Genomic DNA, 25,635 nt, shown 5'->3' with positions numbered 1-25,635 from the left:
TTATGAGTCAGCAAAACGTAATTTGGATGATCAATCAAACGGCATCTACTCCAGAGACTGGGTATGCTGGGAGACAATATTATCTAGGATTAGAATTGGCAAAGTTAGGCTATAAAGTTTATGTTATTGCTGGCTCATATAGTCATTTACTTCGTGTACCTAAAATATTTGAAGGTGATTTTTTAACAGAAAATATTACTCCTGACTTTGATTTTGTCTGGGTGAATATTCCACATTATCCTAATTCACATAGTAAAAAGAGAATAGTGGGAGAGTTTATTTTTTCTTGGAAAATTAAAGAATTAAAAAAATATATTAAAGATAAACCAGATATTATTTTGCATTCATCTCCACCATTAATTTCTTATTTTGGAGCAAAATATTTAGCAAGCTATTTTAATGCTAAATATGTGTTTGAAGTTCGGGATATTTGGCCAAAGACCTTAGTAGAATTAGGTGGATATTCTCTTTTACATCCATTTATTCAACTTTTACAATGGATTGAAGATAATTCTTATCGCTCAGCGGATATTGTATTATCAAATTTAAAAAATTCTGTAGAACATATGGTAACACGAGGTTTAGACAGAGAGAAATTTCTGTGGATTCCAAATGGATATTCTCAACAAGAAGTCCTTGGAAAAGAAGATTTACCAGATGAAATACAATTATTAATACCTAAAGATAAATTTATCATAGGTTATGCTGGTAGTATTGGTATAGCAAATTGTTTGCATCATTTAATTGAAGTTGCAAATGATTTAAAAAAATATGAAAACTTATGCTTTGTAATAGTTGGTAAGGGAGCTTATAAAGGAGTCTTATTAACAAAAGTTAAAGAATTACAATTAAATAATGTTATATTTATAGATCCTATACCTAAAAGACAGATACAAAGTGTATTAGAGCTCTTTGATGTATGCTATGTTGGTTTAACGAAAGATCCATTATTTAAATTTGGTGTATCTCCCAATAAACTATTTGATTATTTGTACGCAGGTAAACCCATTTTATATGCGATTGATTCAGGTACTTATACTCCTGTAGCAGATGCTCAAGCAGGTTATCAAGTGATACCTGAAAATACAATTGATTTAGCAGAAAAAATAGAAAAATTAATGTCATTATCTTCTAATGAACGTGAGCTTATGGGTAAAAATGCTAGAAAACATGCTGAAGAGTTTTATGAATATAGTGCAATAGCTAAGAAATTAGCTAACAAGTTATTTAATTAAAGCTATATTAAGTGTGGTATATTAGATGAAACGCCTTATAGATATTATTATCTCATTAACAGCCCTAATTATTTTATTATCTGTATTTTTGTTTGTAGCTTACAAAGTACGCCAAAACTTAGGCTCACCTATCTTTTTTATCCAGCATCGCCCAGGTAAAGATGGTAAACTATTTGGTATGATTAAGTTTCGCTCGATGAAAAATGCTGTTGATAAAGATGGAAACTTTTTACCCGACGAAGAACGGATTACTCCATTTGGTCAAAAATTACGCTCAACAAGTTTGGATGAAATGCCACAACTCATCAATGTTTTAAAAGGGGATATGTCGATTGTCGGTCCTCGTCCGCAATTAGCTGAATTTATGGAGCATTATACACCACACCAGCATCGCCGTCATGAAGTGAAACCTGGTATGACTGGTTTGGCTCAAGTGAGTGGTCGTAATCATCTGACGTGGGAAGAAAAGTTTGATTATGATGTGCAATATGTTGATAGCCATAATATTTTCTTAGATTTTAAAATTATGTTTAAAACAGTACTGGTAATGCTTAAAAAAGAAGGTATTAATGCACCAGATGTTGAAGTTGGGCAGGAAAGATTTGTTGGTAATAATGTTGAAGAGCAATCGTTACAGCCGAAAGATACCACTAAATGATAGAAATGGATAAATAAATTTAGAAAGTTATTGATAGTAAAAGAAATGATAAAAATCTTAATGAAACTAGACATTTAGCCATCTAGTTTCTAGTATTATGAATTGAGTATTATTTTTCTAAAATATCACTCATAATTTCTTTTAATAACTTACTAATGACATCAAATTCATTATGTAAAGGTGTACTTTTTCGTGTAACTAAGGCTAAGGTACGATTAGGAGCATCTTCTAATTTATGTATGTTAATATCATTATGAGATTGAATTAATTGACTTTTTAATGCAGCCTCTGGCAATAATGTATAACCTAAGCCTGATGAAACCATTTCAATTAACGTTGGTAATGAGCTTGCTTTAAGACGCTGTTCATTTTTACGTTCATTAATAGGGCAAACTGCAAGTGCATGTTCTCGTAAACAATGACCTTCTTCTAATAAAATCAGACGATTTAAATCTAAATCTAAAATATTTTTTGCATGGCTAACTTGAGAATCTTGTTTATGAGCAATTAAAGATAATTGTTCTTTTCTAATTTCAGTAATTCTTAAACTACGTGTATCAAATGGTAGAGCTAAAAGCACCATATCTAAACGTCCATGTTCTAATTGTTCTATAGCATCTTCACTTTGTATTTCATGGAGATAGAGTTTGATTTTAGGTAAATGTTGTTGTACTGCGTGTAATAATGGAGATAGGATAAAAGGAGCAATCGTTGGAATTAGACCTAAGTGTAAATCACCAGTTAATGGCTCACTCATTTCACGGCTAAGTCGCATTAAGTCTTGAGCATCTGCTAACAGTACTCTTGCACGATCAACGACTTCTTCTCCAAGAGGTGTAAGACGGACATTTTGTCGGTCTCGCTCAACTAAAACTCCACCTAATAAACGCTCTAATTCCATGATACCACCTGATAAAGTCGATTGGGTAACGAATGAACGGCGAGCTGCTTCTGTAAAGTGTAAAGTTTCAGATAAAGTTACGAGATAAGAAAGTTGTCTTAATGATGGTAAAGCTGCCATAGCAAATCCTAATACAATTCATCATATTGATAAAAATAGCTATATCATACCATTTTATAACAGATTTCCCAAAATAAAAATATGTTTTTAAGGTTATTTTATTGTAAAATAATACTCAATATCAATATTAAGGTAATATTTTATGAGTATAAAATCGGATCGTTGGATTCGTGAAATGAGCGAACAATATGGCATGATTGAGCCTTTTGCTCCACAGCAAGTAAGAGTAAATGAAACAGGTAATAAAATCGTGTCTTATGGTGTATCTAGCTATGGTTATGATGTACGTTGTGCAAGGGAGTTTAAGGTTTTTACCAATGTACATTCAGCAATTGTTGATCCTAAAAATTTTGATGAACGTAGCTTTATTGATATTGTGGGTGATGAATGTATTATTCCGCCGAATTCATTTGCCTTAGCTCGTACGGTTGAATATTTCCGTATCCCACGAAATGTTCTCACTGTATGTTTAGGTAAATCGACTTATGCACGTTGTGGTATTATTGTCAATGTTACACCACTTGAGCCAGAATGGGAGGGTCATGTTACTTTAGAATTTTCAAATACGACTAATTTGCCAGCACGTATTTATGCAGGTGAGGGTGTAGCACAAATGCTATTTTTTGAAAGTGATGAAGTGTGTGAAACATCTTATAAAGATAGGGGTGGAAAATATCAAGGACAAACAGGCGTTACACTTCCTAAGGCTTAATTAAATATCTAAACGGCTTGTGATTATAGCCGTTTAATTTTTTATGATACACAAAATTAAATAAAAAAAAGTTCATACGGAGAGGTATGAACTTATAAAATGGTGGCTATGACTGGACTTGAACCTGTGACCCCAGCATTATGAGTGCTGTGCTCTAACCAACTGAGCTACATAGCCTTAAACTTGTGGAACGTATTATGCTATTTTCAATGGAGATTGTCAAGTTTAATTTTTATTAAAACTTGTTAGATTATTTTAAGTGTTTAATTATTCAGCAAAAAATAAAAGTGAACCGATAAGCCGGGTTCTGTCAAGGACGATCATTCATCTAGGCGTACAATCACTCATACGCTCCAGCAACCTACCCAAATCCAGTACGGGCCGCACCATTGGATTTCTATTTGGTCTTGCTTTAAGTGGGGTTTACCATGCCATGTCCTGTTGCCAGTCATGCGGTGAGCTCTTACCTCGCCGTTTCACCCTTACCGTTTACACGGCGGTTTACTTTCTGTTGCACTTTCCGTCAGTTCACACTGCCTAGGCGTTACCTAGCACTTTTGCCCTATAAAGCCCGGACTTTCCTCTCTTGTTTCAATCACGGAGATCTCCACAACAGCGATCGTCTAGTTCACTTCAGACGATATTATAATGGATTTTACTAGGTTGGGATAGTGTTTTTTCACTTGAGTTCGTTTAATAAATATGTATAATGATATATATTATTGATAACAAGTGATATGTTATGCAATTTATTTGGGATGAAGCTAAAGAAACCTTTGATGATTATCCTGAATTTACGCAAGAGGATATTGACCGTGCAGTTTTTAAGGTTGCTGGTAAGCCTGTTGATAAAGCAACATGGCAACGTCAAGTGAAAAAAAACGCTTAAAAAGCAACGTATTAGCATTGCTTTAGATCCAGATATTATTGAATTTTTTAAAAATCAAGCTGGCGAGCGTGGCTATCAAACGTTAATTAATCAAACCTTACGTCAAGCGATGTTAAGTCAATCTTAGTTTGTATCATAGGCAGATAGTAGTATTTGTCTATGATGTCTTATTTGCCATCAATTGCTGATATTTTTCTAATAATTCTGCTTTAGTTTCTAAATAGGCAGGGTCTCTTGGAATGCAATCAACAGGGCAAAATAAAGCACATTGTGGCTCATCAAAATGTCCAACACATTCGGTGCATAATTCTGGGTGAATTTGATAAATTTCTTCCCCCATAAAAATGGCTTCATTTGGGCAGACAGGTTCGCACACATCACAATTAATACATTCTTCAGTAATATATAAAGCCACAATTTTGCCTTTTAATTCAACATTATAATGATTTAAACTTTTCAATAAAGGCTTGTTCAACCACAGGTGGTACAAATTTACTAACATCACCTTGTAAACGTGCAATTTCCCGCACTAAAGTTGATGAAATAAATGAATATTGTTCAGCAGGAGTAAAGAAAATGACTTCATATTCTGCCGATAATTGGCGGTTCATATTAGCAAGTTGAAACTCATATTCAAAATCAGAAATTGCTCTTAAGCCACGCACCACTGCTGTTGCATTTTGTTGTTTAAATAAATCAATGAGTAAACCATCAAAACCAACAATTTCAATATTATGTAAATGTTGTGTGGACTGTTTAACCAATTCTATGCGTTCATCTAGGCTAAATAAAGGCTTTTTATGATGTCCAATGGCAATGGCAATCACAACTTCATCAAACATTTTACTTGCACGATTGACAATATCAACATGACCGTTGGTTATAGGGTCAAAGGTACCAGGATAGATGACACGAGTTTTGGACATAGGATAACTCTATTGAAAATTTTAAAATGCGTATTTTAACAAAAATTGAGAGAAATGTTAATTTTTTCAGTCTAGCGATTTTTTGCTAAATATGCGACAATGTACTTTATTTTACGATACATCAGAGTGTAATGATGACAAAAGCAAAAGTGGTAAAAAAATCATCTGGCGGTACGATTGCACAAAATAAACGTGCTAGACATGATTATTTTATTGAAGAAAAATTTGAAGCTGGAATGTCTTTACAAGGTTGGGAAGTCAAATCATTGCGTGCTGGGCGAATGAGTTTGGTCGAAAGCTATGTGATTTTTAAAAATGGTGAAGCATTTTTATTTGGTGCACAAATTCAGCCGTTATTATCAGCATCGACACATGTGGTTGCAGAAGCAACACGTACACGCAAATTATTGTTATCACGCAGAGAGTTAGATAAATTGATGGGAGCAGTCAATCAAAAAGGCTATTCTTGTGTGCCATTAGCGTGTTATTGGAAAGGACATTTGGTTAAGTTAGAAATTGTTTTAGTAAAAGGTAAGCAATTGCATGATAAGCGTGCAAGTGAAAAAGACCGTGATTGGCAACGTGATAAAGCACGTTTATTCCATCGTTAATGAGAGATAAATGCAATGTCAAATGCAACTTTAGATTTAAGTTTACAATTATTACAACAACCATCGGTTACACCAAATGATCATAATTGTCAGCAAATTATTGCACAACGTTTAGCAAAAATCGGCTTTAATATTGAACCTATGCGTTTTGCTGATGTGGATAATTTATGGGCAAGACGTGGGACAGAAAGTCCAGTATTTTGTTTTGCAGGACATACTGATGTTGTGCCAACAGGCGACTTATCAGCATGGCAATCTCCGCCATTTGAACCTCAAGTGCGTGATGGTAAATTATATGGACGTGGTAGTGCAGATATGAAAACTGCAATTGCTGCCTTTACCATTGCAACAGAACGTTTTGTGGCAAAATATCCAAATCATAAAGGTTCAATTGCTTATTTGATTACGTCTGATGAAGAAGGTGTGGCAACACACGGTACAGTAAAAGTGATCGAAACTTTAGAAACTCGTCAAGAAAAAATTACATGGTGTTTGGTTGGAGAGCCATCGAGTACACATACTTTGGGAGATGTGATTAAAAATGGTCGCCGTGGCTCGTTGAGTGGTGTATTGACGGTGCAGGGCAAGCAAGGTCATGTAGCTTATCCACATTTGGCTGATAATCCGATTCATCAAGCTAGTCAAGCGATTGCTGAGTTATGTGCAACGGTGTGGGATAATGGTAATGAATATTTTCCTGCGACTTCATTCCAAATTTCGAACATCAATGCAGGGACTGGGGCTGGTAATGTCATTCCTGATAGTATGCAAGTGATGTTTAATTTTCGCTATTCAACAGAAGTTACTGCTGATGAGTTGAAACAGCGTGTACAAGCGATTTTAGATAAACATCTGGTTAAATATTCATTACAATGGACATTATCAGGTTTGCCATTTTTAACACCTGTTGGGCAATTAGTGAATGTTACAAAACAAGCGATTAAACAAGTAACAGGAACTGATGCACAACTTTCGACCAGTGGCGGTACATCTGATGGACGTTTTATTGCACCAACTGGAGCGGAAGTTTTAGAGTTGGGTGTGTTAAATGCAACCATTCATCAAATTGATGAACACGTTGATGTGGCTGATTTAGAAAAATTGACCGATATTTATGAATTGATGTTGGAGCAATTGTTAGTTTAATAAGTTAAGTTTGATGATGAAAAAACTTGTGTAAAATACACACATAAGCTTTATTTTATGAATTTTGTTGTATTTAGATGTATTATGCATAAAGTTCATGAGATAACATGACCATGTAAAAAATATTAGAGATAATGATGATTAAGAAAGCGATACTCCCAGTTGCAGGTTTAGGAACCCGTTTTTTACCTGCGAGCAAGTCTATTCCCAAAGAGATGGTTACAGTGGTCGATAGACCTGCGATTGAATATGTGGTGCGTGAAGCGGTTCAAGCAGGCATAGAGCAGATTATCTTGGTAACACATTCATCAAAAAGTGCGATTGAAAACTATTTTGATAGCCATTTTGAATTAGAAACAACATTGACCGAAAAGAAAAAGTTTGATTTATTGGCGGAAATTACCGAAATTATTCCGTCAAATGTGAGTATTGTGAGTGTGCGTCAGCCAAAACCATTGGGTTTAGGTCATGCGGTATTATGTGCAAAATCGGTGGTGGGTGATGATGATTTTGCGGTGTTATTGCCCGATGTATTGGTGAAAAATACAACTGCTAAGAATGATTTAGCGTGTATGATTGAGCGTTATCAACAGTCTAATTCAGCTCAAATTATGGTTGAATCTGTGCCAGATGATATGGTGAATCAGTATGGTATTGTTGATGTGGCAGACATACCTGCAGAAGGTCAAAGTATCATCATGCGAGGGATTGTAGAAAAACCAAACATTGGTGAAGCTCCATCAAATTTATCTGTGGTAGGTCGCTATATTTTACCTGCTAAGATTATGAATTTATTAGAACAAACGCCAAAAGGTGCAGGCAATGAAATTCAACTCACCGATGCCATCGCCATGCTCCAACAAACCGACAGTGTGGAAGCCTATCGTATGCAAGGGCAAACTTTTGATTGTGGTAGTAAATTGGGCTATCTCAAAGCAGTGTTGCATTATGGCGTGGAACATCAAAAATTAGGCGATGATTTTAAACAGTTAATTCGTGAATTAAAGTTGTAATGTAGAGTTCATATGCCAGTCAAATTTAAACATGGGATTTATTTTTATTGGAATGACAATAAATATAAATTGGTGTATGATGATAGAAATATTGATTTCGATGAAGTGATTTCAGTATTTAATGATGCCTTGCATTATAGTATGGTTGATGACCGTTTTGATTATGATGAATTACGCATGATTACGATAGGTATGACCAATCAAGGGCGGTTATTAACAGTGGTATGGTTTGAGTCTGATGAAGATAGCATTACGATTATTATCGCCTTTAAGCCAACTGCTCAACAAGTTAAGGAGTACCAAAATGCATGATGATTTAGTCAGTTATTATCAACAGTTTGAAATGTCTCGAGCAAAAGCGGTAGAACCTAAAATTTTGCAAAAATATAAAGCAAATAAAGCCCGAGATGAAGCATTGGCACAACAGTCAAATAACTTAAATATCAATGAGTTATTTGATGATGATGTCTTGCAAATTTTAGCTCAATTACAAACAAACGCTAAGGAAAAACAAGTCATTAATCGTTTAATTCGAGCTGTGTATGCCTGATAGATTGGTGATTTAAAAGATAAGATATTGATAAATATATCAATATCTTATTAGTTATAGGTAAATTATGAAAATCGCAATTTTTGGACAAACGCTCTACGCAGGCGTGATGGCAGGGCTATGGGCAGAATCAGGGCATCAAGTATTTTGGTGTGTGGAAACGCCACACGATGACTTGGTGCAATATGTCGCTGATGAGCAACTCAATCAGCTCTTAGTCTCCCAAGCCAACAAAGAACAGCTGACGATTGGCAGTTTAGATGATGTGCCATTACAGACAGATGTTTATTTTTTCGCCTTAAATGTGTCGGAAAAATCGCTTGCCGAGCAATACATTCGTCATTTGGCTGACCGTGTTGAAGTGCGTCCAAAATTGATGATTAACGGTTGTACTTTTGGTTTAAATGCCACGCATCATTTAAGCCAATTCGCACCTAAAGATGATTGGGCATATCTGCCTGATATTATTCAAGAAGGACGAGCGATTTCCAGTTTTGTGCAATTAAAACAAATCATTATCGGTGTGCAACAAGAGCAAGACCGTGTACAGCGTTTGATGCAAGAATTATTGCGTCCATTTTTCCCATTAAGCCAACAATTTTTGATGATGCCGATTTTAGATGCTGAATTTACCAAATTGAGCATTTCTGGAATGTTGGCAACTCGTATCAGTTATATGAATGATTTGGCTCAAGTTGCTGAAAAATTAGGCATTGATATTCTTAATGTTCAGCAAGGTTTAGGGGCGGATAATCGCATTGGTTCGGTATATTTATCGGCTGGTGTGGGCTTTGGTGGTGAAAATTTCTGCAATGATGTCTTAACTTTAGCCAATACCGTGTCCAATACAGGGGCAAAAAGCCGCCTATTGGAGCAAGTGTGGCAGATTAACGAAGCACAAAAAGAAGTGTTATTCCGCAAATTATGGCAATATTATCAAGGTGATTTACACGGACGCACCATTGCCATTTGGGGAGCATCGTTCAAAGAAAATACTGCTCGCATTGAATATTCGCCAACCTTAGTGTTATTAGATGCCTTATTTGCACAAGGGGCAACTGTGCAACTGCACGACCCGCAAGCCTTAATGGTGATTGAACAACATTATGGCTCAAAAGAGAATTTAATCCTTTGTACCGATGCTTATCAAGCGATAGAAAATGCCGATGCGTTGTGTGTGATGACTGCATGGAAAGAGTATTACAGCCCAGATTTTCAACAATTAAAACATAAAATGAAACATCCGTTGATTTTAGATGGACGCAATATTTATGACCCATATTTCATGCGTTTACAAGGTTTAGTGTATATGGGAGTAGGACGAGAATGATTAAAACCAATCCTGAAATTCAAAATCTGTATCGTATGGCTCAACAGATGCACTATGTGCATTTAACTGAATTATTTGCCCAACATAAGAATCGCTTTCAAGATTATAGTTTGAATTTAAACGGTTTAATTTTTGATTATAGTAAACAACGTGTCAATGAAGATGTATTAAATGAATTGTTGGAAAGTGCCAGACAACAAGATTTATCCACATGGATAGAATGTTTATTTTCAACTGAAGCGATTAACTATACCGAAAAACGGGCAGCGATGCACTGGGCATTGCGTTTACCTGCCGATAATCAAGAATTTCCCGATTTGGTGGAAAAAGTTCACGCTCAACTGGAACGTTTGTATGAATTGGTGAATAAAATTCATGCAGGTCAGGCTCGTGGGGCGACTGGTGAAGTGATTCAAGATGTGGTCAATATTGGCGTGGGCGGTTCAGATTTAGGACCGTTGATGGCAAGCACCGCATTGTCGGATTTTAAACAAAAAACCGCCAAAACGTTGAATGTACATTTTGTATCCACGATGGACGGTAGCCAATTATCAGATTTATTGCATCAGTTACGTCCAGAAACTACGTTGTTTATTATTTCATCAAAATCATTTGGTACGATTGATACTTTATCCAATGCACAAACGGTGCGTTTATGGTTGGAAAAATCTCTTGGGCAACGTCCTGCGGTATTAAAAAATCATTTTATTGGTATTTCTACTCGTGTTGATAAAATGGCAGATTGGGGTATTGCACCACAAAATCGCTTTTTATTGTGGGATTGGGTTGGCGGTCGTTATTCCTTGTGGTCGGGTATTGGTTTACCGATTATGCTAACCATTGGTGTGGAAGGGTTTAAGCAATTTTTAGCTGGGGCGTATGCGATAGACCAACATTTCCGTACGGCAGATTTTCGCCATAATATTCCTGTGTTGATGGCGTTAATCGGGATTTGGAATAGCAATTTTCTCAATATGCAAACCCATGCCATTTTACCGTATGATGGACGTTTAAAATATTTTGCACCGTATCTGCAACAGTTGGAAATGGAATCCAATGGTAAATCCATTCAACGTAATCATGATAAAGTGAATTATGGCACTTGTCCGATTATTTGGGGCGATGTCGGACCGAATGCTCAACACGCTTTTTATCAGTTGTTGCATCAAGGCACGCAGGCGGTGAGTTGTGATTTTATCGCACCAATTCGCCGATATAATGCTCAACAATACACTTATGCGGAAAATGCTGAAGCCTTAGCCGAACAACATCACTTAGCCATTTCAAATTGTTTGGCTCAATCTCGTTTATTGGCTTTTGGTAATCAGGCACTCGATGCCAATGAGTTGCGGAACTTGCCAGAATATAAACAATATGCAGGTAATCAACCAAGTAGTACCATTTTATTAAAAGAGTTAAATCCATATAGTTTGGGAATGTTGATTGCCTTGTATGAACATAAAGTGTTTGTACAATCGGTGATGTGGAATATCAATCCATTTGACCAATGGGGCGTGGAAAAAGGTAAAGAAATCGCCAATCAAATTTTACCGATTTTAAACCGCACGCACGATGATTTATCCGCATTAGATAGCTCAACACAAGGCTTATTAAAATTATTTTTGGAGAAAAGTCATGGCTAATATTTTAGTCACAGGTGGAGCGGGTTATATTGGCTCGCATACTTGCGTAGAATTATTAAACGCAGGGCATGATGTGGTTGTGGTGGATAATTTATCCAATAGTAGTGAGGTGTCATTACAACGTGTAGAACAGATTACAGGCAAAACGCTAACATTTGTGCGTGGCGATATTTTAGATGCTGAATTATTGGATGATATTTTCCAAAAACACAAAATAGATGCGGTGATTCATTTTGCAGGTTTAAAAGCAGTGGGCGAAAGTCAGCAAAAACCGTTGATTTATTTTGAAAATAATATTTCTGGTACGGTGCAATTAGTGAAAGCCATGCAACGTGCAGGGGTTTATACTATTGTATTTAGTTCATCAGCAACAGTGTATGATGAAGCGAATATTTCACCACTGAATGAAGATATGCCAACAGGTATGCCAAGTAATAATTATGGCTATACTAAGTTGATTTGTGAGCAAATTTTACAAAAAACCGCACAGACTGATGAGCGTTGGTCAGTGGCATTATTGCGATATTTTAATCCAGTTGGGGCTCATGCCAGTGGACAAATTGGTGAAGACCCGCAAGATATTCCAAATAATTTAATGCCTTATGTAACACAAGTGGCTGTAGGTCGCCGTGAAAAATTATCGATTTATGGTCATGATTATCCAACGGAAGATGGTACGGGCGTGCGTGATTATATTCATGTTGTGGATTTGGCAAATGCTCATTTGTTTGCGTTAAATTATCGTTTGCAACATAGCGGTTGCCGTGCATGGAATATCGGTACTGGCAATGGCTATTCTGTGTTACAAATCAAAAATACTTTTGAGCAAGTGAATGGTGTTGAAATTCCATTTGAATTTGCTCCACGCCGTGCAGGCGATGTGGCGATTTCTTTTGCTAATCCACAACGTGCCAAAGATGAACTCAACTGGCAAGCTCAATTTGGCTTAACAGAAATGTTGCGTGATAGCTGGAATTGGCAAAAAAATAATCCGAATGGTTATCGTGAATAGTTTAGAAATTGAAATTATAAAGTATGCTAGGAGAGTCAATCTTTTTGGCATACTTTTTTGATGATGAATATTCTGAGTTTTTGGATTGATACTTATAATCAAATATATTATCATAAATGATTATATTTTACATTTAAAAGTATTGTATCTATGAAAAAAATTAATTTATTTATTTTAATCAGTACATTGCAATTTTCATTAAATGTATCTGCTCAAACTCTATCTCAGCTAGACGACCGCCGTTTGCAAGATGAAAAACTACAACAATACGATACTTTGCCCAATACAGAAATGACACCTACAGTGTCTATAGCAACGACATCAAGCCAACAAATTCATCTTGATGAACAGCAATTATTACAACAACCTGCTCTATTACAACACACATTATTATCAGCATTGACTTATCATCATGTGGAAAATAGTATTTATTTACTTGATTTATATCAAAAATTAGATAAACAATATATCGATGATAATCTACTCACTTGGGCAAATGCTGTCAAGGCTGAACATCAACAACGTTATCTTGAGGCAATCCATAGTTATCAACAGATTTTGGAAAAATATCCACAGTATGATTTATTACGTTTGCGTTTGGCATTGGTTTTATTAAAACAACAACATTATTTAGAAGCTCAACAGCAATTTGAACAGATTTTAGCAAATCAACAGCTTGCACCAGCACTCAAACAGGCGGTTGAACAGCATCTTGCACAACTGAAACAACGCCAACGTTGGCAATTTTCAACTGATTTAACCTATATGCGTGATAAAAATATCAACAATGCTCCAAATAATCCAAATATTAATGCCCACTGGACAGCACAACAACAACAATCCGCTCACGGCGTACAATTTGCATTGAGCACACAAAAAAAATATCAGTTAAATCAAGGATTTTTTCTCGAACATCGTTGGCAAACATATGGAAAATATTATTGGGATAGCTCACATTATAATGATGTTAATGCTCGTATCAATGTAGGTTTAGGAAAATATTATCCTCGCTCTAGTGTGCTTGTTTTACCATTTTATGAACAGAATTGGTATGCTGGAGGAAATCCGCAACAACATCAACTTAAGGCATTTTCTAAAAGTCACGGCATCAGTTTAGAGGCAAAACACGCCTTAACTGACAAATTATTGCTCGGATTACATACAGAATTTGCCCAAAATAATTATCGTACTCGACCACACCTCAATGGGCATGGACAATATGTGGCATTATCAAGCACATATTTTGCCAATCCACAACGTTATTATTATACAGCAATCGACTATCAGCAGGTAAAAACTCAAGATTCCGATGACAGTTTTCAACGACATGGTATACGTCTAGGCGTTGGGCAACAATGGCAATCTGGTATCAATAGCTATTTTGCTATCAACTATGCACAGCGAAAATATCAAGGAGCAATGCCAATTTTTAATATCAAACAACATAGCCACGATTATGGTGCGAGTTTAAGTCTAGGGCATCAAAAATTACAATGGCATGGTATCAGCCCACGTTTGACGTGGCAATATCAAAAAGTTGATAGTAATATAGCACTCTATGATTATGATAAACAAAAAGTTTTTATCGAATTTGCGAAACATTTTTAATCTAGGTTTCGATACTTATCAGCATACATTATAATGATATTTATTTTTAATCATTTGCATAAATATATAAAATAAAATGATGTGAATATTAAAAACAGATAGTCATAATTGAAATTATCGATAAATAATAAGAATACATTACTTTATCAAATAATAATTATTAGCATTTGTGTTTACATAAGTATGTTGTTTATGTAAAATAACGTAATGTTTTACATTTTTATTTACATTTTCGATAGAGATTACACATGAAACAACGTCATTATTTAGCAATTTGTATCTCTAGTGCCATGTTATTGCTCACTGCTTGTGGCGGTGGTGGTAGTTTTGGTGTAGATACTGCGACAAAACCAACTGTCATTCCAACTAATCCAAGTACACCAAAACAACCAACATTGGTTGATGATACATCAGACAAACGTCCTAGTGAAGAACAGCTCAACGATTTTATGCAACCAAGTACAGGGCAATCCGTTTTTATTCCACGCCGTATTGCTGGGGGACGAAATGTTACACCAGAAACACAAAAAGATTTAAGTCAAGCTGATATTAAAACCATCAGTGCAGATTTTAAAACGGATTTAGAAACTGTTTTTAATGATGATAAAATAGACAACTCTGCCCATACACATTATGCACAAGGTAACTTAGCCACCCAGCGTAATGAATTAAAATTTGTACGTTCTGGTTATTTCTTACAAGACTCTGGCAAAACCATATTTGCACCAACAGGTCGTACGATGGGGAATTATGGTTATCTATTTTATCAAGGACAAAACCCATCAACTGCTTTACCAACTGAAAATGCCAACTTAATTTATAAAGGTTATTGGGACTTTACCACCAATGCAGTGAATGATGCAGGACGTAAAGGTTTAGGTAACACTAGCGGTTATACGTCTTATGATAGTATTAGTAAGGAAGAGGTCAATGTCAGCATCAAAGAGCATGATGGAAAGCCAGCAGGTATAGGTTATAGCTCTGAATTTACTGTGAATTTTAACGATAAAACCGTTACAGGCGATTTAAAACGCAATGGCTATATCAACCGCAACACCACCGAACAAGAGATTGATACTTTATATAAAGTTGATGCCAAAATTCATGGAAACCGCTTTAGAGGCTCCGCAACAGCAAATAAAACCGATGAGCAATTTTTTAAAGCCAATGCTACAAACCAACTAGAAGGTGGTTTTTATGGCGACAATGCTGAAGAATTGACAGGAAAATTTTTAGCTGATGATAATTCTCTCTTCGCCGTATTCTCTGCCCGTCAGCAAACACAAGATGGTAAATTAGCTGATACCGATACGCTATTTGATGCTCGTCAAATTCAAGCAGATGCTAAAACTGCAACGCTTAAAGAACAAAAGTTAGATAGTTTTGGCAATGCTACACAATTGGTTATCAATGGTAAAGTCTTTTCATTATTACCAACAGCAGGAGCAAATGCCACTGACCCACTCAAATATAATGTTAGTGATAAAGAACTCAATATTAGCCCTTGTTGTAGTAATTTAGATTATGTGAAATTTGGTACGCATTGGTTTACTAATGAAAGTTTGTATTATTTCCTAACTGGTGAACGCACTCCAGTTGCCAAAGTTGAAGCACACACAGGTAGTGTTCAATATAAAGGGCATTGGGACGCAACGGCTATCACCGCAGATGGACAACATTCATGGAATCCAAGTACAGGCGGTACAGATAAAAATCGTGCTGAATTGACCTTTAATTTTGACGATAAATCCTTTGTAGGCAGTTTATATGCTCAAGATGCGACCTCTCCTGCACTCAATCTCACAGGTAAAATTGATAAAAATGGTTTTACAGGTTCAGCAAAAACCAATCCAAATGGCATTAATACTGATCCAAAAAGTACAGGTTCACCACCAATTTTACATTTAGATGCTAAAGTTGATGGTGCATTTTATGGTCCAAATGCTCAAGAAGTTGGTGGAACATTCTTTAGCAATCAAGATGGAAAAGACAAAATCGCAGGGGCTTTTGGTGCAAAACGTCAAGTTGAGCAACCATAATTAATGGCTATCATCAATCATTCTAGCCAAGTTTTTCGGCTTGTGAAACTTGGCTTTAGTTTTATATAAATGGGGTTTTAATATGGTTAAAAAATTCAAAACACATGTATTATGGTTAAGTATATTGAGCTGTTTATATACTGTACCTGCCATTGCTCAAGATGAGATTTTACCTACAATTGAAGTAATTGCAGAGCGAGAAAATCCTAAAACTGAAAATGAAATTACAGGTTTAGGTAAAGTACACAAATCTGCCAAAGACATCAGCGAAAAACAAATTCTCAATATTCGTGATTTAACACGCTATGACCCGGGGATTTCGGTGGTGGAACAAGGGCGTGGAGCAAGCAGTGGTTATGCCATTCGTGGGGTAGATAAAAACCGTGTGGGGGTTTTTGTTGATGGTGTACCACAGGCTCAATCTTATGTAATGCAATCAAATTCACAAGGTTATGTACTTTCTGGAGCCAATGGTGGTTCAATCAATGAAATTGAATTTGAAAATATTCGTTCGGTGGAACTGAGTAAAGGGGCAAGTTCAGCTGAATATGGTAATGGTGCATTAGGTGGTGCGGTCGGTTTTCGTACCAAAAATCCTGATGATATTCTCCAAGATAATAAACCTTGGGGAGTACAAACCAAATCTGCTTATAGTAGTAAAAATGAACAATGGATAAATTCTATCGCAACTGCAGGAAAAATTGACAAATTTGAGGGCTTAGCAATTTTTACCCATCGCAAAGGGAAAGAAACGCAAAGTCATAAAGCAGTCGATGATTTGCAATTTAGTTATCGTCCATTAACGGGGTATGTTGATGAATGGGATTTGTTCCGCCGTGCCAATACTCGGAATCGTAATTATTTTTTAATTGAAGATAATTGCCCAAATAAAGATTGTACAGGGCAACCCCCCTCTGCTCAAGTATTACCTAACCTCAAACATGAACGTTTTTTATCCGACAGTAAACTCGCAGGCTTAACCGCAGAAGAACGCCAACAGTATGAAAAAATGAATTATCAAGATGTTACTGTTTCGGCGAAAGATTATACAGGTAAAGATGGAATCACTCCAAACCCTATGGACTATGAGAGTAATTCTTTATTTTTAAAAGGAATTTATCAATTTACACCTGAACATCGTATTGAGGCAGTGGCAGAACATACCAAACAACAATACGATATTCGTGATATGACTGAACCTGCTTATTTTACTGTCGATGATATTAATATAAATTCGTCAGTGAGTGGTTTGTATGAACCCAATGCACCCATTTTAACAGGCTTAGTCCATAACAATGGTTTATTACCTTATAGCTATGCATATACTAAAGCTCGATATTATGATGAACATCACAAAAAAACACGTTTTGGTTTAAATTATGATTATCAACCTGAACAAGCAACTTGGGCAGATAAAATTAATATCAGTTTTAATCACCAAAAAATTAGTTTAGATAGTTTAATGTCAAAAAATCATTGTTCATTATATCCTATTGCAGATAAACATTGTCGTCCATCGATTGATAAACCATGGTCAGCGTATCATGCAGAAAATAATGTTTATCAGGAACAACATCAATTATTACAATTAAAATGGGACAAAGCGTTATATTGGGGACAAACTACACATCATTTAACTGCTTTAGCTGGCTTTGATAAATTCCGTTCACAGTTGGAGAAAAGAAGTCATTTAAATAGTTATGCCACAGGTGGTTATGAAAATCTTGATATCGATGGGCGAAATGGAAGTTTTGAAAAGCCTTATATTTACAGTCGTAAACCTGTTGAATTATATCACAAAGAATTATGTACGTATGATGGTAGTGCGTCAAATCATGAATTAGATTGTCGTACTCGTAATATTGATGGGCATAATTATTTTATGGCATTAAATGATAAAATCCAACTAAATCAATATTTAGATTTGGGGGTGGGTTTACGTTTTGATAAATACCGATTTAAAGCAAATGATGAATTGACTAAAACAGGTGATTATCAAAATTGGTCATGGAATACAGGTTTAGTGATTAAACCAATGGAACATTTAAATTTATTATATCGTATTTCCAATGGATTTAGAGTCCCTGCATTTTATGAGTTATATGGTGTACGAGACGGTTTAACTAAAAATAATCAAAATTTAAAAGCAGAAAAATCATTAAATCAAGAATTAGGTCTTGTTTTAGACTTTGATGGTGTAGATATTGAAGCCAGTTATTTTAATAATCGTTATCGTGATTTAATCACTCGTGCATCGATTGCAGGAAAATTCGATACTGCTGGTTTTTATAATATTCAAAATGTCAATTTACATGGGCTCTCACTCACAGGGCGTGTAGAATGGCAACCATTATTGCAACAGACATGGCTTGCACAACAAAAATGGTTATCGCCACTGACTGATGGATTATATACAACCTTTGCGTATAATCACACTAAAATCAAAGACCGTGAAACCAAAGCAGGTTATACCAATACGACCAATGCACCTGTGTTAGATGCGATTCAACCTGCACGTTATGTATTTGGTATGGGCTATGATGCACCAAATCAACAATGGGGTGTCAATTGGTTACTCACTTACTCCAAAGCTAAAGAGAATGATGAAGTCAATAGCCTACGTCAAGTAGGGGCATTAACGCAAGATATTCCTGCTGTTCTCACTCGTTCATGGTACACACATGATGTATCTGCCTATGCAAATCTAGGTAAATATGCAACTGTGCGTGCAGGTGTTTATAATTTATTTGATTATAAATACAGCACTTGGGAAAGTGTACGTCAATCATCAGTCAATGCTGTCAATCAAGACCGTAATCTCAATGGAGCAAGATTTGCTGCACCGGGGCGAAATTATAGTTTAGCCTTAGAATTTAAGTTTTAATTTGGCTATTGATATTCTTTAGAATATTTAATGGTGTATGGGTGAATTAATTCACCCTAGATAAAATTAATAACTTATATTGTTGAGAATGGTTATAAAGTAAAAAGGTATTCATGATTACAGTCATTATGAATACCTATTGTGATTTAATGTGGTCTAAAAATATACTGGAGAAAGAATACTGTTTGCTATATAAATTTGCATGGTAAATCTAATCAGCATAATTTTTAGACCGTTACCCCAATTATTCAGTTACTTGCACAGTAGTAATGACATAATGTTGGTCAGTTGGTTTGTGCTTTGAGTTTTCATCAAAAGGTTGATGGACTGTAATGACATATTCACCTGCTTTAGGGAAAGTGATATTGACTTGTCCTAGAGCGTTAGTTTGTGATTCAAGAAGAGCTTTTTGATGTGAAGTGCCTTTTGTATGGACTTCAACTTGGCTCAGTATAGGTTGTTTGTCTTGCGTTACAGTTAATGTAACACTTTGGTTGGCTTTAAGTTGATTCGGATGTTGAGTAAACGTTACATTTAAAGGATAATCGGCAACAGTTTGTACATCTGAAATTTTCTCTTTAGTAACGAAACTTTGAATTAACCAATGACGTGTAACATCAACAGTTTGTGGTGCTTTTTTAAAATCACTTGGAATCATGTAATCACGTTCAGCAAGAGGTTTTGCTTTGTCAGCAGGCGTATCATACAATTTTTTCCATTTTTTATCATGATAAACATATTTTAAAGGATAGTTAGCACGGGTAGAAACAGTATAAGTTCCTTGCTCTTTCAATTCTAAATTCGCGAAAGTTGCTGATTTAATCATTGATGTTTCTAATTCATGCTTGTTTTGTTTTGGGTCAATCATTTGAAAAGATTTAACATCTTTCATTGCATATTCAGGTATCAGCATTTCTTCTGTATAAGAAGCTAATACAGGAATTTGTTTATTTTCAGTTATATAAGCAGATGGTGTTAGAAATGGTTCATGTGCAAAACTTGCTGTTGAACATATTAATGCTAAGAGAGCAACAGATTTTTTCATGGGAAATATCCAATTACAATAATAGTAATTAAATTATAGCGTATTTTTGATATAATTGATAATTATTTTTATTTGATAATGTAAATTTTTTAATAATAATGTAAATCTAAAATTTCGATGTCAAAATAAATCATGATGTTAATGTATTGATTTTATACCAACAGAACTCAAAAACTACCACAAATTATAAGGTGCGTATAACGCACCGTTTTGGGTTAAGTTCTTTTAATGATGCGTGGTACGTACCTTACACCCAAAAACAAATTTGTCGCACTTTTTAATTTGTTTGAGTATAGCCATAGCGATAATAGCTTTAGTTTTGTTATAATGCATAAGTTATGATAATCACTATTTTATGATTTTATTTTATTTATGCGTCATTTTATGCAACAAATATTAAAAATATTTTATCTTAATCAAGCACATGGACAATTAATTGCTTTGATTATTATTCCTATTTCGATTTTAATGATAGCAGGAACGTGGATAATTTATAGTGAAGTTACGCAGAATTATTTTTCGCAACAACGTCATGTAATGTACACGATTTTATTGCAAACTCGTAAACAGATTGAACAAGAACTTGGTGAACGTGGTTATAATAATTTAGATACAAAAGATATTGAATACTTTTTACAGTATTTATTAGCTGAAAAAAATATTTTATCGGTACAATGGATCAGTGATAAAGACAATGTACATTTGGGTGAGCCTTTAAATGTGCAAGATAATTTTTATTTTTATTCTTATTTAAAAAAATCAGCACAACATATCCAAACTGCACGCACTTTAGATTTAATAGAAGTAGATGGACGACATTTTTATGCGTTTTCTTTAAGTGATATTTCACAATTGCCTGATACTTGGCTTGTGATTGAAGTCGATAAAGAAGAATTATATGTTGTACAATATCGAGTAATTTTAAATTTAACAATCACTATTTTCTTTATTTTACTATTTATCTTTTTTACGCTTTTTTTCTATGCACGACATTGGTTAAATCCTATCTATAAAATCCGTTTACAAATACAGCGTTTGACCAGTGAAAATTTGGCTGATTATAAATTGGTACATAGTTCAGGTGAATTATGGGATTTACAACAAGATATTTTTAGTTTTTTAAAACGTTTACAGAAAAATTTTGCGGAACTACGTATCTATGTACAAGAAACGGAAGATGATACACGCCGTTTATTAGATGATATGGAAATGGATTTGGCTAAATATCAACATCAGCTTAAATCAGTCATATCTATTAATCAATCTAAATCGATATTCTTAGCTAATATTAGTCATGAGTTGCGTACACCATTGAATAGTATTGAAGGTTTTGTACAATTATTATTACGTCAAAAACAGTTGGGAGCAGAACAACGTTTATATTTGGAAACCATTAAAAAGTCATCATCACATTTATTGGCGTTGATTAATGATGTTTTGGATTATTCTAAAATTGAGGCAGGTAAATTACATCTTGATTTAGATTGGTTTAATTTAGAAAATGCGATGTATGATGCACTGGATATGTTATCGCCTTTAGCAACACAAAAAAATTTACAACTTATTTTTTATTATCCATTTGATGTGCCAACTTTGGTTAAAGGGGATGAATTACGTTTCAAACAAATTTTAACCAATTTAGTATCCAATGCAATTAAATTTACTCCAGATGGTGAAATTATTATTCGTGTACGTGTGGAAAAGAAACAACAAGCGAATTATATGTTGCATTTTAGTGTACAAGATAGCGGTATTGGCATTCAAGGGCAAGATAAACGTAAATTATTTGATTCATTTAATCAGGCTGATACATCGATTACTCGTCAATATGGTGGTACGGGTTTAGGTTTAGCCATTGCTAAACGATTAACGCTATTAATGCAGGGTGATATTGGTTTTTATGATAACCAAGACCATGCAATTAATAACAAAGGTACAACTTTTTGGTTTACGGCTCAATTTCAAGCGGATATAGTACCACAAATTGATATACCACGTTGGCGAGATATACGGGTTTTATATTATTTACAAAACCCTGCAACGGCGAGTGTATTACGTTATTATTTAGATGAAGAAAGAATTAGCTATCAGGAAGTAGGTTCTGCTTTAGATTTCTTTGCTTTATTAAAGGAAAAAAATAATAATCCAAATCAATGGGTTATTTTAGATTATAGCTCACAAATGCACTTGATTTTGCCACAAATTCGTGAGCGTTATCAAGGTGAAGTCGCTGTTTATGGAGAGCAATTGTCGATGGATATGGATTTGTTAAAACGTTATCGTGTTTCAGTTTTAGCACAACCGATTTATCGTCAGGCTTTGGGTAAATTATTTGAATGCAAACAATGTAGTCGTGAAATATCGACTTATCAGTTAAATGGTCAGCATTTACATATTTTAGCGGTAGATGACCATATGGTGAATTTACTGGTATTAGAAGCCTTGTTGCAAGAGTTTAATATTCAATTGGTTAAGGTCAATAGTGGACAAGATGCACTTAATTTAATAGAGCAACGTATTGAACAACAACAACCATTATTTGATTTAATTTTTATGGATATTCAAATGCCAATCATGTCAGGCTTTGATACCACTCGAGCCATTCGTTCCTTAGAGCAAACCCTAGATGAGCCTATAAAAATGCCAATAGTTGCATTATCGGCGTATTTATTGGCTGATGAGCAACTGAAATTGCGTGAGTGTGGCATGAGTGATGAATTGGTTAAACCAGTACAACTTGATGAATTATTACATATTTTACGCAAATGGACGAATATTGGACAAGCACAGGTCAATATTATGCCAACAGATATGCTTATGATGGAACAAACATCGTCAAAATTAGAGACTTATGCTTCATCGCAGATATTAGATTGGTCAATGAGTTTGAAATTATCAGCACAAAAAGAAGATTTAGCCTTAAATTTACTCAATATGCTGGTGGCTAATTTTGTACAAGAACAAAATGAGATTGCAGAGTTAATTGAGTTGGAAGATTTTCCACAATTAGAGCAGATTTTACATCGTATTTATGGGGCAACACATTATGTGGGAACTCCACAATTACAACAGATAACAGGGGAATTTGAACAATTTGTTAGCCAATTACGCAAGCAACAACGCCGTGCTGATGATGAGTTTGCTCAACAAGTACAACAACGATTTATACAGTTGAAACAGGCGATGAGCAATGTAGAACAGGCAGTACAGGCTTTAAATCGTATGCATAAATAAGTATGGAATTGCATGGTTTATATGAGTATTTTGCATATCAAATCACGCTTTGCTCACAAGAATAGCATTGACGAAATGTCTATTTTTTAGCATAATACTACAAAATGTAATATTATTTCAGGGTGAATATATTGAAACTTTTAAAGCCTTTTGCATTTGTGGCTATGTGTATGGTCGCAACAACGAGTTTTGCAAATACTTTTCAGCCGCAGGTAACGACTAATCCATCTGTGAGTAGTTACCCAAATTGGCGATATATTGAAATTGCAAATAATGAATTTAAATTATGGGTAGATACAAATTCAGTGCATACCGTACAAACTTTTTTTGGTAAACAATATAAACAAGCATGGTTTAAACGTGAAATTAGCAATGATATTAATCAGCTTGATGATATTGGGGTTGGCGATTATGCTTTAGATTTATGGCGTGCTAATTGTGAAACTTTTCAAATTACACGAATAAAGTCATTACAATATACCAAAACAAATATCTTTAAAGGTCAATATCACGCACCAGTATATATGCGTAATGTAATTCCTGCTACAGCAGGTCAAGCAATATTTAACAGTATGTGTGTATGATATAGGTTATATCATCAATGTTTAAATAAATGAAAGGGATGAATGAGAATGCATTCATCTCTTTTGCTATAGGAAATAATCAGATGAAATTATGTAAATTAATGATGGCAGGTATGGCATTGTTTAGCTTCACTAGTATGGTTTATGCTGAGCAATGGGTGCATTTAAAATCGACTGAAACAAGTGATATTTTGGTTAATATCGACCAAGTGCGAGAAGTGGAAATTGAGCAAAAACCATTTAAACAAACATGGATTAAAACCATTAAATTACAAGATAGTTTAGCAGATGATATGGTGAAAGGTGATTATACCCAAGCTTTATGGCGTTTTGATTGTCAGCAAGCGACATCAAGTATTTTAAGCTATGTTGATTATCGTAAAAATGGTGATATTATCAATAGTGGTATGTTTGAATATGCACAACAGCAAATTGTGTTACCAGATAGTATTGAAGAAAATGCGTTACTTGCAGTCTGTGATGGTCGTTATCCACAAAAAAGTATGAAACAAGTCGTTACTGAAAAAGTGAATGTTGTAAAACAAGAAATGAAAGAAACGACTCAAAAGGTAACGACTACTGCAAATAAAGCGAAAACTGCAGTGGAAAATAGTGCGACCAAAGCCAAAGCAACTGCAACAGATAGTAAAAATCAAGTGAAAGATAGTGCAAAACAAGCCAAAGAGAATGTAGCAAAAAAAGTTACTGATACCAAAACAGCAGTAAGCCAAAAAGTAGAGCAAGCGAAAAAGACCGCAAATACAGCGAATGTAAGTCAAAAGGTTGCTGAGGCTAAAACTACAGTAACGCAAAAAGCAACACAGGCACAAAAAGCGGTGCAAAAAACTGCAGAGAAAACTGTAGAAAAGACCACTCAAAAAGCAACACAAACCAAAGAAGCCGTGAAAAAAGTGGTGAGTCCTGCAACGACTAAAAATTAAGCTTTGATATAAGATGCTTATATGCATTGTGAGACAAAAATTGTTTTGCTTTTATTGAAACTTATTGGATTATCAATATCTTAAGATTATATTGAATGTGGAGATTAACCCCATGAAAGATAAATTTTTAATGCGTATTGGCTTGGCGACTACTTTATCTGTAGTAGCGACTGTGTGCTATGCAAATAGTGATTGGGAATGGGTTGGTAAAAATGCAGAATATGCAGTATTTATTAGTCCTTCGAGTGTGAAAACCGTACAGAAAAATGCACGCAGTCCGATTTATCAACAAGCATGGTTTAAAATGCACATTCAAAATGACATCAGCAAAGATGGTCTACGTGTGGGCGATTATAAATTACGCCTTTACCAATTTGACTGTGCCCAACAAACTGTAGGGTTAGTATATTCGGTAAATCAAAACAAAAAAGATAACCAAACGATTACTGAACAAGCAAAAACGATTGATATGAAACCTGCTGTTCCTGAATCAATGGGGCAAGCATTTATGGATATTATTTGTTCAAATAAATATCCAGCTCAATCATAGGTTA

The 25,635-nt window shown here is 34.9% G+C and carries 24 protein-coding genes, 1 tRNA gene and 1 other RNA gene; 20 read left to right on the top strand and 6 right to left on the bottom strand.

The annotated features are described in order from the left end of the window. Positions 1-2 precede the first annotated feature (2 nt). Positions 3-1,235 (top strand): glycosyltransferase family 4 protein, encoded by a 1,233-nt coding sequence (locus LU301_RS10615; RefSeq protein WP_305270628.1) that lies wholly within the window; start codon positions 3-5, stop codon positions 1,233-1,235. Between the two features lie 25 nt (positions 1,236-1,260). Then, positions 1,261-1,893, top strand: a complete 633-nt coding sequence (locus tag LU301_RS10610) for a sugar transferase (RefSeq protein ID WP_305270626.1) — start codon at positions 1,261-1,263, stop codon at positions 1,891-1,893. Positions 1,894-2,002: 109 nt separating this feature from the next. On the opposite strand, the gene LU301_RS10605 is transcribed toward LU301_RS10610, so the two are convergent. Then, the gene (locus LU301_RS10605) at positions 2,003-2,914 is read right to left on the bottom strand and encodes a LysR substrate-binding domain-containing protein (RefSeq protein ID WP_305270624.1); all 912 of its coding nucleotides are present in this window, start codon (positions 2,912-2,914) and stop codon (positions 2,003-2,005) included. A gap of 142 nt (positions 2,915-3,056) precedes the next feature. Here LU301_RS10605 and dcd point away from each other — a divergent pair, with 142 nt between their 5' ends. Further along, positions 3,057-3,626 carry a dCTP deaminase gene (gene dcd / locus LU301_RS10600; protein WP_305270622.1) on the top strand — a complete coding sequence of 190 codons (570 nt, stop codon included), beginning with the start codon at positions 3,057-3,059 and terminating at the stop codon, positions 3,624-3,626. 100 nt (positions 3,627-3,726) lie between these two features. On the opposite strand, the gene LU301_RS10595 is transcribed toward dcd, so the two are convergent. Beyond that, positions 3,727-3,803: transfer RNA gene (locus LU301_RS10595), tRNA-Met, on the bottom strand. 103 nt (positions 3,804-3,906) lie between these two features. Further along, positions 3,907-4,261, bottom strand: an RNA gene (gene rnpB / locus LU301_RS10590) — RNase P RNA component class A. Between the two features lie 107 nt (positions 4,262-4,368). On the opposite strand from rnpB, the gene LU301_RS10585 reads away from it, so the two are divergent. Together LU301_RS10585 and LU301_RS12090 are read left to right on the top strand one after the other, a co-directional pair. Then, on the top strand, positions 4,369-4,515 hold the full coding sequence (locus LU301_RS10585; RefSeq protein WP_305270620.1) for a hypothetical protein: 147 nt from the start codon (positions 4,369-4,371) through the stop codon (positions 4,513-4,515). A gap of 10 nt (positions 4,516-4,525) precedes the next feature. Further along, positions 4,526-4,642, top strand: coding sequence for a BrnA antitoxin family protein (locus LU301_RS12090; RefSeq protein ID WP_370692260.1), 117 nt, complete (start codon positions 4,526-4,528; stop codon positions 4,640-4,642). A 30-nt stretch (positions 4,643-4,672) separates the two neighbouring features. Here LU301_RS12090 and LU301_RS10580 read toward each other — a convergent pair whose 3' ends face one another. Continuing rightward, entirely contained in the window at positions 4,673-4,930 is a 258-nt protein-coding gene (locus LU301_RS10580) for a YfhL family 4Fe-4S dicluster ferredoxin (RefSeq protein ID WP_305270618.1), read from the bottom strand. A gap of 22 nt (positions 4,931-4,952) precedes the next feature. After that, positions 4,953-5,441 carry a pantetheine-phosphate adenylyltransferase gene (gene coaD, locus LU301_RS10575; protein WP_305270616.1) on the bottom strand — a complete coding sequence of 163 codons (489 nt, stop codon included), beginning with the start codon at positions 5,439-5,441 and terminating at the stop codon, positions 4,953-4,955. Between the two features lie 134 nt (positions 5,442-5,575). On the opposite strand from coaD, the gene smpB reads away from it, so the two are divergent. The 11 genes from smpB to LU301_RS10520 all read left to right on the top strand — a co-directional run bounded on the left by smpB (position 5,576) and on the right by LU301_RS10520 (position 19,277). Continuing rightward, a complete protein-coding gene (gene smpB, locus LU301_RS10570; RefSeq protein ID WP_305270614.1) occupies positions 5,576-6,052 on the top strand; it encodes an SsrA-binding protein SmpB in 477 nt (158 codons plus the stop codon). Positions 6,053-6,067: 15 nt separating this feature from the next. Further along, positions 6,068-7,198 (top strand): succinyl-diaminopimelate desuccinylase, encoded by a 1,131-nt coding sequence (gene dapE, locus LU301_RS10565; protein ID WP_305270612.1) that lies wholly within the window; start codon positions 6,068-6,070, stop codon positions 7,196-7,198. A 137-nt stretch (positions 7,199-7,335) separates the two neighbouring features. Continuing rightward, positions 7,336-8,211, top strand: coding sequence for a UTP--glucose-1-phosphate uridylyltransferase GalU (galU, locus tag LU301_RS10560; protein ID WP_305270610.1), 876 nt, complete (start codon positions 7,336-7,338; stop codon positions 8,209-8,211). A 12-nt stretch (positions 8,212-8,223) separates the two neighbouring features. Further along, complete coding sequence (locus tag LU301_RS10555; protein ID WP_305270608.1) at positions 8,224-8,523, top strand: BrnT family toxin; 300 nt, start codon at positions 8,224-8,226, stop codon at positions 8,521-8,523. Further along, positions 8,516-8,761 carry a hypothetical protein gene (locus LU301_RS10550; protein WP_305270606.1) on the top strand — a complete coding sequence of 82 codons (246 nt, stop codon included), beginning with the start codon at positions 8,516-8,518 and terminating at the stop codon, positions 8,759-8,761. The genes LU301_RS10555 and LU301_RS10550 overlap by 8 nt, the downstream gene beginning before the upstream one ends. A gap of 67 nt (positions 8,762-8,828) precedes the next feature. Then, entirely contained in the window at positions 8,829-10,091 is a 1,263-nt protein-coding gene (locus LU301_RS10545) for a nucleotide sugar dehydrogenase (RefSeq protein WP_305270604.1), read from the top strand. After that, positions 10,088-11,734: a glucose-6-phosphate isomerase gene (gene pgi / locus LU301_RS10540; protein ID WP_305270602.1), complete on the top strand. Its 1,647-nt coding sequence runs from the start codon at positions 10,088-10,090 to the stop codon at positions 11,732-11,734. Before LU301_RS10545 ends, pgi begins: the two co-directional genes overlap by 4 nt. After that, positions 11,727-12,746, top strand: coding sequence for a UDP-glucose 4-epimerase GalE (gene galE / locus LU301_RS10535; RefSeq protein ID WP_305270599.1), 1,020 nt, complete (start codon positions 11,727-11,729; stop codon positions 12,744-12,746). Before pgi ends, galE begins: the two co-directional genes overlap by 8 nt. Before the next feature lie 150 nt (positions 12,747-12,896). Then, a complete protein-coding gene (locus tag LU301_RS10530; protein ID WP_305270597.1) occupies positions 12,897-14,354 on the top strand; it encodes a surface lipoprotein assembly modifier in 1,458 nt (485 codons plus the stop codon). Positions 14,355-14,602: 248 nt separating this feature from the next. Beyond that, a complete protein-coding gene (locus LU301_RS10525) occupies positions 14,603-16,393 on the top strand; it encodes a transferrin-binding protein-like solute binding protein (RefSeq protein ID WP_305270594.1) in 1,791 nt (596 codons plus the stop codon). Positions 16,394-16,475: 82 nt separating this feature from the next. Further along, entirely contained in the window at positions 16,476-19,277 is a 2,802-nt protein-coding gene (locus LU301_RS10520) for a lactoferrin/transferrin family TonB-dependent receptor (RefSeq protein ID WP_305270592.1), read from the top strand. A 244-nt stretch (positions 19,278-19,521) separates the two neighbouring features. Here LU301_RS10520 and LU301_RS10515 read toward each other — a convergent pair whose 3' ends face one another. Continuing rightward, on the bottom strand, positions 19,522-20,322 hold the full coding sequence (locus tag LU301_RS10515; protein WP_305270590.1) for a DUF4198 domain-containing protein: 801 nt from the start codon (positions 20,320-20,322) through the stop codon (positions 19,522-19,524). A 384-nt stretch (positions 20,323-20,706) separates the two neighbouring features. Here LU301_RS10515 and LU301_RS10510 point away from each other — a divergent pair, with 384 nt between their 5' ends. From LU301_RS10510 to LU301_RS10495, 4 genes are all read left to right on the top strand, one after another. Further along, positions 20,707-23,556, top strand: coding sequence for an ATP-binding protein (locus LU301_RS10510; protein WP_305270588.1), 2,850 nt, complete (start codon positions 20,707-20,709; stop codon positions 23,554-23,556). 131 nt (positions 23,557-23,687) lie between these two features. Then, positions 23,688-24,140 carry a hypothetical protein gene (locus LU301_RS10505; RefSeq protein WP_305270586.1) on the top strand — a complete coding sequence of 151 codons (453 nt, stop codon included), beginning with the start codon at positions 23,688-23,690 and terminating at the stop codon, positions 24,138-24,140. A gap of 83 nt (positions 24,141-24,223) precedes the next feature. Beyond that, positions 24,224-25,081, top strand: a complete 858-nt coding sequence (locus LU301_RS10500; protein WP_305270584.1) for a hypothetical protein — start codon at positions 24,224-24,226, stop codon at positions 25,079-25,081. Between the two features lie 112 nt (positions 25,082-25,193). Then, positions 25,194-25,631 (top strand): surface-adhesin E family protein, encoded by a 438-nt coding sequence (locus tag LU301_RS10495; RefSeq protein WP_305270582.1) that lies wholly within the window; start codon positions 25,194-25,196, stop codon positions 25,629-25,631. The last annotated feature ends 4 nt before the right edge of the window (positions 25,632-25,635 follow it).

It is taken from the genome of Moraxella sp. ZY210820, from assembly GCF_030674635.1.
Taxonomy (GTDB): domain Bacteria; phylum Pseudomonadota; class Gammaproteobacteria; order Pseudomonadales; family Moraxellaceae; genus Acinetobacter.
This window is presented reverse-complemented; position numbering and strand designations above follow the sequence as displayed.